The following is a 13,929-nucleotide window of genomic DNA, read 5'->3' on the forward strand; positions in this document are numbered from 1 at the left end:
GGTTCCTAAGAAGTGAGTGGGGTGTTCTCGATGCCGGTGATGAGCGTGCGGAATCCCCAAGAGAGGCGCGCCGAGGGTTCACCGGCAAGTAGAGCTGTTGCATGTCTTGCGACGAGTGGGTGCGTCTGCGGGTTTGCGTTCTGGATTGCGTCGGTCAACGCGCTCCATCGGGCATCCGCGTCGGCGGAATTGTTCGGCGCCGAGTGTTCGGCAGCAGTGGACGTCGCGTACTGCAGTAGCAAGTCCACGCCCCACGCGGCTTGACCTGGAGGGGCTTCGCCTTCGTCGAGCAATGCCAGCAGGCGCTCGAGCAGGCGTACGTAGTGAACTCCGCTGGGTCGGGAAACGAGTGCCGACTGGGCGAGACCGGGATGATCGAACAGCACGGCCGTGTACGAGGTCAACACCCGTTCAAGGCGAGCTTGCCAAGTGCCGGAGGAATTTTCGGCGAGGTCGACCACTCCGAGAAGTGTGTCCAGAACGGCGGCGTGCAATTCGGCGGTATTGCGCACGTACACGTATAGAGATGCCGGCCCGGTGTCGAGTTCGAGGGCGAGTCGACGCATCGTCAATTTCTGCAAGCCCTCCGACCGCAAGATTTCCACCGCGGTACTGACGATGCCCTCGCGTGTCAGAGCGGGTTTGGCCGGACGATTGCGACGGCTCGACGGACTTGTTGGCTGAGTGGGCATGATTTCACCGTACACGAACATGTTCGTAACGAACATGTTCGTTGGATCACGCACTGAACGTCCACCGCTGTGCGGAGCCATATCGGGAGCGGTGGGTTACATGCCTGTACCGCCGGAGAGCATTGCGATCGTCAGTAGGATGCCACCCACAATCCCCACGAGCGGGCTGTCGCTGTCGAGAAGCCAGTCGTTCAACGATCCCATGAGTGCCTCTTTCGGGTTTCGATCTGTCGACGGTCGAGCCTATCGACAGATCGAAACCCGAGATGTCACTTTCGTCCGAATTGTCGATCGGACCCGAGGTGATCAGCCGTAGACGTTGCCCGGGCTGATCAACTTGGTGATCGGCACCATCAAAGCGCTGGTCAGGTCGGTCTCTCCGTCGATGTCGGTGTTGATGAAGACGACCAGGGTGGTGTCCTTCTCGGGCAGGTAGACCGAGACTGTTTTGTAGCCGGGCAGGCTTCCGTTGTGACCGATCCAGCCGCCGCTGTTGAACAATCCGAGTCCGTACCCGGAGTTGTCGTCCCCTTCGCCCAGGGGCTCGGTGTGCAGGCGCTGCTTCTGAGTGTCGTCGGCGAGGAGATCGCCCTTGGCCAAGGCCGGAACCCAGATGCGCATGTCGTCCAACGACGAGATCATTGCGCCCGCGGCGCCTCCCCACGACGGGTTCCAGTCCGTTGCTGCGGTCACGGATTCGTCGAGTGTTTGGTTGGTGTATCCCTGTGCGTGGGGGTTCGGGAACGCGCTGGTGGTGGGAAAGCTGGTGTGCTCCATTCCGAGTGGTGTGGTGATCTTGGTGTCGATGACGTCCGACAGTGTTGAGCCGGTGACCTTCTCGATGACCATGCCGAGCAGAAGGGTGTTGGTATTCGAGTAGTCGACAGTGGTTCCTGGTCGAATTTGGAGTGGGAGGTCCTTGACGTATCCGAAGAGCTCTTCGGATGTGAATGATCGGCGAGGGTCGGAAAGAACATCCATGACAAACTGTTCGGACGTCGTGTAGGCCACGAGGCCGCTGCGCATCCCCGCCAGCTGGCGCAGGCTGATCGCATCGCCTTCCATGACGCCGTCGACGTACTTGGAGATCGGATCATCGAGACCGATCTTTCCCTCGTCGACCAATTGCAGCAGGGCGGTCACGGTAAATGTCTTGGTGACGCTACCGATCCGGTGGTAGAAGTCGGTCTCCATCGGTGCCTTGGTTGCAGTGTCGGCGACTCCTGCAACCTTCACATAGTTGCCGTCTGGTCCCCAAATGCCCACCATCGCACCGGGAATCCCCGTCGAATTCACCGCAGCGTCGATGATCGAATCGAGCTGGCCGGTGATGGCAGAGTCCATGACCTTGTCAGTGGTGGATGTGGGATTGTCTGCGGATTTGTCCGTGCTGCAGCTGATTACAGCGCCGGCAACCATGGCGCTGCACAGGCCGACAAGCATGATGCGTCTTGCTCCGGTTTTCATGAGTCGAACTCTGCCTGTCCGAGGGCACTCACACATCGACCCCGGGTACGGCAGACGCAGTCCCCAGGTACCTCCTCAACCGGTACCGGGGGACTACGGAACCCTGGTCTGAACCCTTGACTTGGGTCAGAGCCCGCCGTTGAAGAACGCCGCCAGGGCCAGCGCGGGGTCTGCCGCGGTGCCCATATTTGCTACGCCGACAACGATCAATCCCAGCGTGAACAGTGCAGTGAGAAGACCTATCGACCCCGACATGAATCTCGTCCGTCGCTCGGATCGTGCCGTTCTCGCGAAGCGTGCCCACACGACCACAGTCACGGCCAGTGATATTGCTGCCGCGATCAGCGCGATCACCGCCATGGCCAAGTGATACCGCGCGAAGTCGCTGATCATCAGTTCGAGGGCGGGACTTTGCTGATTTCCGGTGCCCGTCGACTGAGCGAGCTGTTGTCGGACCTGCCCGACAGTTTCGGAGAGTGCCCCATCCGTCTGGGCCACGGGCAACATCGAGATCAGCGAAGAGAAGGGTGCAACGACACCTTGGATATTTGCCATCACGAGTACCGAGGAAAACATCGCGAGGAGCGTGACCAGCCCTCCCGCCGAGACGAATGCGAGTTTCTTTCCAGCCGTCAGAGGGCCGGCGTTCACGAACGACGCCTTGAGCATCCGGCCGAGTGCGAGCAGAACCGTCAGCAGGATTACCGCGATCACGGCCTTGGCCACGTGGTACCGCAGCCAGTAGTCGACAGCGGACTCCAAGCTCGGCGAGAAGGCTTGGACACCGGAACTCCAGTATTCGACGAACGCGGCGCGGACCGTCTCGACGAGTTCTCCCTGGTCTGCGTACCCATCACCCGGCCTACTCGTCAGCATGCCCGGGGCGAGAACGAAGGCAGCGGAGAAACCGGCGACCAACGCGATCAACGCGGCGATCTTGCGACCTGAGGACTGCGTCGAGCGCGACGGCCCCGCAGTGTTGTGCCGTGAAGAATTGTGCAGTGGGATTCCTCCAGCGTGATGAGCGATCATCTGGTCACCGTCCACAAAGTCATGTCACCGAGTGTAGAAATCGGTACACCGGACTTCATCGTTCGAGAGGATGATATTTCCGGCGACGGCGACGGCGTCCGCCCGCCCTCGCCGCTGCCGTCGACATCCTCCTCAGCACTCGACGACATTGACGGCGAGCCCGCCTTCACTTGTTTCCTTGTAACGCACGGACATGTCGTTTCCGGTTTGGCGCATGGTTTCGATGACGGTATCGAGGCTCACCACATGCGTCCCGTCACCGAGGTATGCGAGCTGAGCTGCGGTGACTGCAGTCGAGGCGGCTACGGCATTTCGTTCGATGCAGGGGATTTGGACCAGGCCACCAACCGGATCGCAGGTCAGCCCCAGATGGTGTTCCATGGCAATCTCAGCTGCATTCTCGATTTGTCGTGGTGATCCGCCCATGACAGCGCACAAGCCGGCTGCCGCCATCGCGCAGGCAGCTCCGACCTCGCCTTGGCACCCCGCCTCCGCGCCCGAGATCGAGGCATTCGCCTTGATGATCGATCCGATTGCGGCAGCGGTGAGGAGAAAGGTTCGAACGTCGTGAACGCCGGCGCCCGTAGCGCGTATGTGGTGATAGAGCACCGCCGGCACGATGCCCGCAGCGCCGTTCGTCGGAGCCGTTACCACGCGGCCACCTGCTGCATTTTCTTCGTTGACCGCCATGGCGTAGACGGTCAGCCACTCGCGTGAGGAGGGTGCGCAGTTACGTTGTTCCAGTTGAATGTTCGCAGACCGTGCTCTTCGGCGAACTCCGAGACGCCCGGGCAATACACCTTCGGTCTGGGTGCCGCGTTCGATGCATGTGCGCATCGCGGACCAGATCGCGTCGATGCCGGTGAATGCCCGATCCTGGCCGTGTATCGCGATTTCGTCCGACAGTACCAACTCGGCGATAGTTACGGAGCCGCATTCCGCCAGTAGCTCTTTCGCGGTTCGATAGCGTGAGTTGATCGAATGCGCGCTTGCTTGCGTCTCCGTTCCGGCGCGCAGTACGAATCCGCCACCGATCGACAGATATATACTCGTACAGACGATTTCGCGACCGATGAAGGCGGTCAGTGTCATCGAGTTGGGGTGCCCGTGACGGCGAACGAGCGGCTCGAACACCATGTCCTCGTGAGTGAACACAACGTGCCCGAGTGAGCCGCCGACGAGCTTCACCGATCCGCCGTCCGAGAGCTCGGCCCAACGCCCGTGAACGTCGTTCGGCTCGCACGTTTCAGGATCCAACCCACGAAGTCCCGCGATCACCGCGTCGGGAGTGCAGTGCCCTATTCCGGTGGCGGCGAGAGAGCCGTGCAGATTGCAGCGAATTCGGTCGACCGACGCGGTCAAGCCGGCGTCGGAGAGCTCGCCGACAAAAGTGCGGGCGGCTCGCATCGGACCGACCGTGTGTGAACTGGAGGGCCCGATGCCGATGGAGAAGAATTCGAGCGCGGAAACATAGACGCCGGTGGTGCTCATTCGGCGCTCGTGACGGTAGTCGCTCCTGACTCGCGCTGGGCCGCAATCGTCAGGAGGTTGGAGCGCGAGTCCCCGGTGGCGGCTCGGATCACAGTGCGTGCCATTGCAATTGCTCCGTGCAGAACAGCTTCGTCGCCCGCTGCGGAGCGGGCATCAGCGGCAAACTCGATCGTGTGAGGAACTCCGGTAACGCCGCGTAACGCGATCATCGGGTGGATCGAGGGAACCACCTTCGACACGTTGCCCATGTCTGTCGAGCCGCCGGTCAGGGGAGTTCGGGCGGCCGCGGTGCGGCCCAGGCTCGCGATCTCCTCGTCCCAGATCGTCGCCAGCACGCGATGTTGAACAAGCTCCTCGTAGCGCGGTTCGGCGCGTTCGGTCGACCAGGAGCAGTCGCTGGCCACAGCTGCGCCCTCGAAGCAGGCGAGCATACGACGCTTGGCGTCCAACAGCACCTCGAGTTCTGCGGCCCGAACTTCCGCTCGCACCAATGTCGAGGCCGGAATGATGTTTGTTGCTTCGCCGCCGTGCTCGACGTAGGCGTTCAGCCTGACGTCGGAGGGAAGTTGTTGACGGAGGAGTCCGATGGCGACCAAGGCGATCGTGGCGGCGTCGCCTGCGTTGATGCCCTTGTGTGGCGCAGCGGCCGCGTGTGCGGCTCTTCCGGTGTAGGTCACGTCGAACCGGTCGACTGCCTGCGTTCCGGTGACGGTGCAGCTGACGTCTTCACCTGCAGCGCCGTGGACCATGATCGACATCGCCGCGCCCTCCCATGCGCCACGTTCGAGCAGCAAGACTTTCCCGCCGCCATGTTCTTCGGCCGGCGTACCGAGAAGGACGACGGTCAGACCGTGTTCCTCCGCGACCTCTCCGAGCGCGATCGCTGCTCCCAGTCCGGCAGCGGCGATGACATTGTGTCCACACGCATGACCGATGTCGGGAAGGGCGTCGTACTCGGCGCAGACGACGACGCGGAAGGGGCCGGAGCCCCGCACCGCTTCGAATGCCGTCTCGAGGCCGTAGGCGGCGCGAGTAACCGTGAAGCCGGCTTCCTGCGCGGCGTCCGCCAAGAGGGCCGACGCATGATGCTCTTCGAATGCCAATTCTGGGTGAGCATGGATGGTGTGGCTGACGTCGATGAGGCGTGATGCCCACTTCTCGATCGTGCTCGAAACCGAGTCTGTGCGGGTGCGGGTGTCAGCGATGGACATGGGTATTGGTTCCTTTCAACATCTTTGGTTCTCAGCGTTTTCGGGTGCAGTTCTAGTGCCAGAGGCCCAGCGCGAACTCCGCGACGACCACGGAAAGTAGGTAAGAGGCGAGGATCGCGACGATTCCGACGGGCACGATCTTCCAGCCGATCGTCTTGAGCAAGGGAAGGTCCTTGCCGAGGCTGAGACCTGCGACAGTCAAGGTGAGGGTGCAGATCGAGAGAAAGTCGACAGTCCCGACGGTGCTCGAGACGAAATCACCGATGGGGGACCACGGTGTTGTCGCCAAGGCGCCGATGGTGATGATTGCGATCATCGCCGCGATCTTGCCGCGGGTCAGGCGGGCCACGCCGACGCCCAGGAGCAACAATCCGGTGAGGATCAAGTAACCGACGATGATCGATCGAGATACGCCACCCGCTGCGATCGAGGAGACGATGACCCCACCGACGAACAGAATCGGAACGATCGTGGTCAGCGGCACGGTGACGCTCGGCGCAACCGCTCGTGGGGCAGTGTCGGCTTTCCGTTCGCTGGTCGTCTTCGAGCGCTTGGTGAGTGCGCCGTAGATTCGATCAGCAAGGGGGAGTGCGACATACATGCCGACATACACGCCGAGGAGGCCGGTGATGATGTTGGATGTGGCCGCCACGGCGAGTACCTGGTCGGCCATCTCGGGGTGCGCCGAAACGACGCTGGCGGCAGCGGCAGCCATCATCGAGCCGGATCCGACGCCGGCACCCATCGCCAATGCGAGGGGGTCGAAGATGTTGAAGGATGTAGCCAGTGACGCAATCAGGCTGATCAGCACGGCACCGAACAGAGTGCCGAAGACGTACATCGACAGGACTCCACGGTACTGGTCGGAATCGGGGCCGTAGCGTTCGCTGACCATCGCGAAGGAACCCTCGCGGTCGATGGAGAAGGTTGCTCCGACGGTGGCCGGCCCCATCCGAAGGAGTACCGCCAGCGGGAGTGCGAGAGCGATAGTGCCGAACAAGTGCCCCAATTCCTGCAGTAGCAGTGCGGGGCCCGCCTCGAACAACAATTGGATGTTCGGGCCGATGGTGAAAGACAACCTTGCACAAAGCAAGAGAACAGCCAGGCCCATGATTGCCGAGGCTGCAGCCTGAAGGTCGAGGCCGAGTGGTTGCCACTTCTGGCTCGAGACGACACCGCCGGCAATCAGTCCCCACACCATGGGCAGGATCGTGATGGCGGCAGCGCCGACGGGAATCACTGCGGGGCCGATCAGTTGCGCGCCTGCCGCAAGCACGAGGAGCAGAGTCACCACGATCCACAGGCGTGGCGACCGCATGGCGAAAACGACTTTTTGCGTCGTGGTTTGATCGCTGACCGGAGAATCGTCATGCGAGACAGGGAATGCTTCGGTCATGTCGGTGTCTTTCTCGAGGGGGCGAACGAACGCAAGATGTAAGCGTTCTCGAGGCTCAGGATTTGGTGGACTATTGATGTGATGAAGTTAGGATCGACGCGTTTCGATCCTGTTTCGGTGCAGCATTCTTTTGAAAGTGAGGTCCTCGGTGCAGGATCAGGTGCTCAAGGACGACGATCTTCGGCTGTTGAACGCACTGCAGATCAGGCCGCGAGCGTCGTGGTCCGAGCTTTCACGCGCGATCGGTTCCGACCCGGTCACCCTGACCAGGCGTTGGGAGCGTCTGCACTCGCAAGGAATAGCGTGGATCGCTGCGTACCGTGGTGGACCCATCGTGTCGGCGACCGCACTTCTCGAGATCGAATGCGCACCGGCACAGACCATGAGCGTTGCCGAACAGGTCGCGCACGATCCCGAAGTTCTCACAGTCGATCTCACAACCGGCAATCGGGATCTGCTCGTCACGCTCACCTGCACTGACCTCGATCAATTGTCCAGGTACGTGTTGGAGCGAACACAATCCCTGCCGATGATCACCGCGATGCGAACTCAGATCGTGTCCTCGGCGAACTCCGACGCGAGGAACTGGCGTCTACGTGCTCTCGATGCGGAAGAAATCGCCGCGCTCGAGTCGGCCCCGGCGGGAAAGATTCGTGGTGTACGCGCCGGCGAAGAGGAACAGTCGCAGCTGTTCGACATTCTTTCTCGCGAACCACGTGTCACCGTCTCGGCACTCGCTGCGGCCCTCGGAGTCACGCCGGCTCGCGCTGGGGCGCTCCTTTCTCACGAGCTGTCGACGGGGCGACTGGTCGTCCGCACGGAGATTGCTCGGCCCTACTCCGGCTGGCCGGTCTACGCCTGGTACTTCTTACGTCTCGACGGGCGAAAGGAGGCAATTGCTCAGCGCCTTTCGCACCTGCGTGAGGCGAGGCTTGTTGCTTCTACGATCGGCAGCTACGACATCGCATTGGCGGTGTGGCTGCGCTCGATCGACGACGTGCAGCGTCTGGAAGGTTATCTCGCCGACCAGTTTCCGGGCGTATCCGTGGTGGACCGGTCGATCGTCCTGCGTACGCCGCATCACCTGCATCGGACGATCGATGTGTCGGGTCGAAGCATGCCGAAGCACGGGTGATCCGCAACGCGTTCGCGCGGGTCGGGTGCTCTCCGACTAGTTGGGGATCGCCACGTCGACGATCAAGCCGAAGTGATCGGAACCTTCGATGTCGATCCGCTCGAGTGACTTCGCCTGTCCGCCCCGCAGAAGTACATGGTCGATGCCGACGATCGCGGGAAATTTCTTGTCCGCCGGATAGGTGCGCACGATGCCTACTCCCAATTGGTCTGCGGCATCGGAGTAGCCGACATCGAGGAGGTCACGGAATTGCTTGTGCGTGAATGTGGTGTTGAAGTCGCCACTGACGATGACGGTTTCCTCGGCGGCAGCAGCGTCGAGCGCGTTTCGCAAAGTGCTCAGCTCGGCAGTCCACACGTCGGGCGGGGTCACGTACGCCGGTCCGGGGTGAACCGCCAGAAGGGTGAACGGAGTCGAGAAGCCCACTTCGGCAACAAGATTGGTCGGTCCGAATCCGTTCAATTCCCGAGTGTCCGTCAGCGGATAACGGCTGTAAATACCGGCGCCACCCCCGCCGGCCTCGTCCGGTACCAAGTAGTGATGCGGCAGCAGTTGCTCGAGTCCTTGATCTCTGAGAGAGCCTTCGAGTGATGTGGTCAGTTCCTGAACCGTCAGGACGTCGACTGCCTTCTCGCGCACCGTCGCAGTCAAACTGGCGGGATCTGCCTGCCCGAAGAGAAGGTTTGCTTGCATTACGCGCAGAGTCGGCCCGTCGATTTCGGAACTGTTTGCCACATACAGTGGACTGATCACCGACGCGCCCACCGCAATCAGTACCACCGAGATCGCCAGTAGGATCCAGCGGCGAAAGACCAGGCATATCAGGGACGCTGCGAGTGTGACCGCAAGCAGTATCGGGACGAAGGAGGCCACGGCGATCAACGGGTTGATCGGCTTGGTGGAGTACAACGCGATCAGCGAGACAACGCCGACGGCGATACCGCCCACGCCGGCGACCTGAGCGATACGGCGTGCCGGAACATTGTCCGTCGTGAATCCCATACCAAACGGTACCCAATGCAGCCACGGCTCCCGACTGCCTGGCGTTTGTCAGTCGTCGGTTCGGGTGCGGAATGCGTTCACGGCGGCTTCGACGGTCGGGTAGAAGTGCGTCGAATCGAATCGATCCCCGACTCCGAATCGGATGAGTCGATCCTTGATCGGACCTTTCATCTCTGCGAATGCCAACCGAATTCCTTTGCCTTCGAGGAATGTATCCAGATCGACGAGTTCGTCGACTGCCGTTGTATCGAGTCCGGTGATCGGTTCGGCGGCTATAACCACCCAGTCGACCGGATCTGGCGCCTTGGCGACGACGGAGCGAACGTACTCGTCGAAGATCTCGCCGTTCGCGAAAAACAGTGGCGCGTCAAACCTCACCAACACCAGGCCGGGGATGCGATGCCCATCTGGATGGCGTTCGATGTCGTGGAATCCGGCGGGTTCGCCCGTCTCGACGAGTTCGGTTCGATGTGGCTGCCATACCTGCGCGATGACCGCTGCGAAGGACAGTCCGATCGCTACAAGGATGCCTTGTAGCACACCGACCAGGGCGACGCCCAGAAACGCCGCGACGGCGAGGCCGAATTCCACGGTGCTCATGCGCCACATGCGGACCATGCCGCCCACGTCGATCAGTGCACACGCGGCGACGATGACGACGGCGGCCAGTGTTGCATCGGGCAGATATGCCGTGAGTCCGGGAGCGACGAGGACGAACACCAGGACCGCGAGCGCCCCGACGACGCCGGCCAATTGTGTGTGCGCCCCACTCTGTTCGGCTACCGGAGTTCGTGACCCGCTCGCCGAGATCGGAAACCCGCCGAACAGCCCGCCGGCCACGTTCGCGACACCGATCGCCTTCATTTCGGTACTGCCGTTCACGTCCTCGCCGTGGCGGGCGGCGAAGGTGCGCGAGAGAACGCCGGTGTCGGCGAAGGCAATCAATGCGATACCGGCGGCGGGCCCGATCAGATGGCCGACGTCCTGCCAGGTGACTCCACCGACGGAAGGGAGGGGGAGTCCTTCCGGTAGTGCGCCGACCATGCCGATGTCATCGGTGAGACCGGCGGCAGCGGACAAGACTATGGCCGCGACAACGGCCACCAGAACGCCGGGAACAACAGGTACCCAGAGCCGGAAGGCGACTATGACGACTAGCGAACCGACACCGATGGCGGCAGCGAGGGGGTCGACGTCGCCACCCACCAGGGCCTTTGAGATCCCGCCGATTTCACCGAGTAGACCGGACGCGTCGACGGAGAATCCGAGCAGCTTGGGAATCTGACCAACTACGACGACGAGTGCAATGGCATTGAGGTAGCCGAGGCGGATCGGTTTCGAGAGGAGTTCGGTCACGAAGCCGAGACGAAGGAATCCGCCGATCACGAGGATGAGTCCGACAAGAATGGCGAGAACACCGGCCAGTGCAAGCGCATTCTCCGAATCGCCGACCACTGCCAGCGGTATGACCGCGGCGGCAATCAGCGGCGCCAGTGACGAATCAGGTCCGAGTACAAGGATTTTCGAGGGCCCGACTACCGCGTAGGCGAGCAAAGGCACGATGGTGGCGTACAGCCCGGCGTACGCAGGCAACCCGGCGGCCTCGGCGTAGCCCATGCCTGCCGGGATGAGCAGGGCAGTCAAGACGAGTCCGGCAGTGACGTCTGTTCGCAACCACTCGCGGCGATACCCACGGGCAGTCGCGACGCCCGGTAGCCGACCTAGACTCTCCGCCCACATCATCGTTTGATTGTCCTCCCTCAGTGGAGCGAACGGGCGCGCTCGGGGGCAACCGCGGTGGTCGCAGGGAGGGGCGCAGGTGCCTGTGCGAGGCGGCGGCGTCGAATTGCCTTGTCCAACTCGACGACAACCGGGATGATCAGCGACCAACCCAGGCAGGCGAGCCACTGGGCGCCGGTCAGTGAGGTTGTCATGAGGAGGTCCTGGAGGACGCCCGCCTCGACGGCGAATACGGTCACGACCGTGGGGATCGTCAAGATCTTGATGGCACCGAGAACCGGTGGAACCACGCCGGACTCGGGATCACGCCGCATGGTAAGCCCCGCGAGAATCGAACCGAGAGAGAGCACTACGAATGCTGTGGTCATGGGAACATTCGCATCGGAAGTACTCATTTCACCGGGTGCGAGAAGCATCGCCGCGAGTGTCACGGCAAATTGCAGGACACCGTACGCGAGCCACTGAGCGACTGCGCTTCGATGTGCGATCGGCATCTTGGGATCGCGCGGAGGCTTGTTCATCAGATCCGGTGGCGGCGGGTCGAGCATGATCACGGCGACGGGGAACAGTGTGATGAAGAAGTGCTGGAACAGCACCATCAGTGGCGTCAGTGCCACACCCTCGTTGATGTTGAAGATGCTCGCAGCGAGGAAGAGGAGAACCAAGGAGAAGAGTTTCGACATCTGGTAGCGGATGTACGAGACGATTTTTCCGTAGATGTTGCGGCCCAAAGTGATCGCGGTGATGAGGGTGCCGAAGTTGTCGTCGGTGAGCACCATCTTGCCCGCCTGTTTGGTCACCTCACTGCCCGAGCCCATGGCGACGCCGATGTCTGCCTTCTTCAACGCGGCGGCGTCGTTGACCGCGTCTCCGGTCATCGCGACGACGGCGCCACCGCTCTGCATGACATCGACCAAGCGAAGTTTGTCCTGCGGAGTGACGCGGCCGAACACGTGCAGGTTCGGCAACGCGGTCGACAGTTCTTCATCGGTCATCGCTTGCAACTCGCCTCCGCCCACCGAGCCCGGGCCGAGTCCGAGTTCGGCACCGATCGCTGCGGCGGTGATGGCATGGTCGCCGGTGATCATGCGGACCTCGATGCCGGCCCGGTGTGCGGTTCGCACCGAATCGACCGCCTCCGGACGCAGCGGGTCGATGATGCCTGCCATACCGACAAACGTCAGGTCCTCGACAAAGGACATGGGGTCGGCCACGACAGCGTCTTCCCGTCCGTCGAGGCGTCTGACCGCGAATGCCAGCACCCGAAGACCCTTTTCGGACATGGACTGATTTGCTGCCGTGAGTTCGTCTCGGACTTCCTCGATCGGGACCTGCCGACGGCCGGGGAGAAAGGCCGAAGAACACCGAGCGAGGACGACATCGGGTCCGCCCTTGACCAATCCGACGAACTGACTTACGCCGTCGACTTCGAGATGGTGGTACGTGGCCATGAACTTGTACGCGGAATCGAACGGAACCGTCGCCACCCGCGGGTAGGTCCGTCTGGTGAGTGGGGCGTCGGCACCGATCTTTGCCGCGAGCACCACGAGCGCGGCCTCGGTCGGGTCGCCGACAACTTCCCCGGAATCGGAAACCGTTGCATCGCTGTCGAGACACAGTCCGTATGCGAGAAGGGTGAAGTCGGGCGGCGCCTCGCCGGCAACCTGCGTTATCCTTCCCGCTTTGGCATAGCCTTCGCCCTCGACCGTGTACCAACGGCCGTGGACGTACAGCGATCGGACGGTCATCTGGTTCATGGTCAGCGTGCCGGTCTTGTCCGAGTTGATTGCACTGGTCGCGCCGAGTGTTTCGACGTCGGTCAGGTTCTTCACGACGGCCTTGGCGTCGGCCAGTTGACGGGCACCGTAGGCCAGCATCGCCTGGACGAATGTTGGCAGGCCGGTCGGAATCGCGGACACTCCCATTGCGATACCAAGGAGCAGAAGCGTAGTCAGGTCCTGCCCACGAAGGAGCCCGATGACGACGATGACGATCACTGCCGTCCACGCGATGATTCCGAGAAGTTTGGTGAGAGAGTCCAATTCACGTTGAAGTGGCGACTTGCCAGGGGCGACCGCCGACAACATCGACGCGATCCGGCCTATCTGCGTCTGCATCCCGGTCTCGGTGACCACCATGGTCGCCGTGCCGCGGGTGACCGAGGTGTTCTGGAAGACCAGATTGCTGCGGTCTCCGAGCGGAATATCCTCGTTGTTCAGCGTATTCGGGTCCTTCGGTATCGGCGCGCTTTCCCCGGTCAATGCGGCTTCCTGCGTCTCCAGGGTGGTGGTGGCGAGCAACCGTCCGTCGGCAGCGATGATGTCTCCTGCCTCGACTTGGACGATGTCACCCGGCACCAGTTCGGTAGCGTCGAGTTGAATCAGGTTCCCGTCACGAATGACCCGTGCTTGGGGCGTCTGCATCTTGGCGAGGGCGTCGACGCTGGCCCGTGCCTTCAACTCCTGTCGAGTTCCGAGGACGATGTTGAGCACGACGAGCACCGCCACCACGATTGCTGTCGGCACTTCACCGATGGCGATGCTGACCGCGGCCACGGCGACGAGCATCAAGTTCATCGGATCTTTCAGCTGCAACAGCGCGATCGACCACGTCGACGGCGGTGGCGTCGAGGTGATTTCGTTCGACCCGTAGCGTCGTCGCCGTTGGTCGGCCTCATCCGACTGCAGTCCGCGCTCCGGGTCCGACTGCAGTACGGACACGACTGATTCGCCACTCTGCGCATGCCACGGCGTGGGGCTCATG

At 62.1% G+C, this 13,929-nt stretch carries 10 protein-coding genes; 1 reads left to right on the top strand and 9 read right to left on the bottom strand.

Translation table 11 applies throughout. From position 1 onward, the window contains the following. Positions 1-5 precede the first annotated feature (5 nt). From P0M12_RS24765 to P0M12_RS24790, 6 genes are all read right to left on the bottom strand, one after another. The gene (locus P0M12_RS24765; RefSeq protein ID WP_277377007.1) at positions 6-692 is read right to left on the bottom strand and encodes a TetR/AcrR family transcriptional regulator C-terminal domain-containing protein; all 687 of its coding nucleotides are present in this window, start codon (positions 690-692) and stop codon (positions 6-8) included. Positions 693-998: 306 nt separating this feature from the next. Next, positions 999-2,159 (bottom strand): serine hydrolase domain-containing protein, encoded by a 1,161-nt coding sequence (locus P0M12_RS24770; protein WP_277377008.1) that lies wholly within the window; start codon positions 2,157-2,159, stop codon positions 999-1,001. Positions 2,160-2,285: 126 nt separating this feature from the next. Beyond that, positions 2,286-3,191: a hypothetical protein gene (locus P0M12_RS24775; protein ID WP_228402201.1), complete on the bottom strand. Its 906-nt coding sequence runs from the start codon at positions 3,189-3,191 to the stop codon at positions 2,286-2,288. 132 nt (positions 3,192-3,323) lie between these two features. Further along, positions 3,324-4,682 (bottom strand): L-serine ammonia-lyase, encoded by a 1,359-nt coding sequence (locus P0M12_RS24780; protein WP_277377009.1) that lies wholly within the window; start codon positions 4,680-4,682, stop codon positions 3,324-3,326. Then, positions 4,679-5,893 carry an amidohydrolase gene (locus P0M12_RS24785; protein WP_030535644.1) on the bottom strand — a complete coding sequence of 405 codons (1,215 nt, stop codon included), beginning with the start codon at positions 5,891-5,893 and terminating at the stop codon, positions 4,679-4,681. The genes P0M12_RS24780 and P0M12_RS24785 overlap by 4 nt, the downstream gene beginning before the upstream one ends. 52 nt (positions 5,894-5,945) lie before the next feature. Beyond that, entirely contained in the window at positions 5,946-7,289 is a 1,344-nt protein-coding gene (locus tag P0M12_RS24790) for a DUF3100 domain-containing protein (RefSeq protein ID WP_277377010.1), read from the bottom strand. Between the two features lie 136 nt (positions 7,290-7,425). Here P0M12_RS24790 and P0M12_RS24795 point away from each other — a divergent pair, with 136 nt between their 5' ends. Further along, entirely contained in the window at positions 7,426-8,424 is a 999-nt protein-coding gene (locus P0M12_RS24795) for an Lrp/AsnC family transcriptional regulator (protein ID WP_232319036.1), read from the top strand. A 36-nt stretch (positions 8,425-8,460) separates the two neighbouring features. On the opposite strand, the gene P0M12_RS24800 is transcribed toward P0M12_RS24795, so the two are convergent. The 3 genes from P0M12_RS24800 to P0M12_RS24810 are packed head-to-tail and all read right to left on the bottom strand — an operon-like array spanning position 8,461 to position 13,928. Beyond that, on the bottom strand, positions 8,461-9,426 hold the full coding sequence (locus tag P0M12_RS24800) for an endonuclease/exonuclease/phosphatase family protein (RefSeq protein ID WP_054187746.1): 966 nt from the start codon (positions 9,424-9,426) through the stop codon (positions 8,461-8,463). 48 nt (positions 9,427-9,474) lie between these two features. Continuing rightward, positions 9,475-11,169, bottom strand: a complete 1,695-nt coding sequence (locus P0M12_RS24805) for a SulP family inorganic anion transporter (RefSeq protein ID WP_050656482.1) — start codon at positions 11,167-11,169, stop codon at positions 9,475-9,477. 17 nt (positions 11,170-11,186) lie between these two features. Beyond that, positions 11,187-13,928, bottom strand: coding sequence for a cation-translocating P-type ATPase (locus tag P0M12_RS24810; RefSeq protein WP_054187745.1), 2,742 nt, complete (start codon positions 13,926-13,928; stop codon positions 11,187-11,189). Between the last annotated feature and the right edge of the window lies 1 nt (position 13,929).

Source organism: Rhodococcus sp. RCBS9 (assembly GCF_029457415.1).
Classification (GTDB): Bacteria; Actinomycetota; Actinomycetes; order Mycobacteriales; family Mycobacteriaceae; genus Rhodococcus_F; species Rhodococcus_F qingshengii.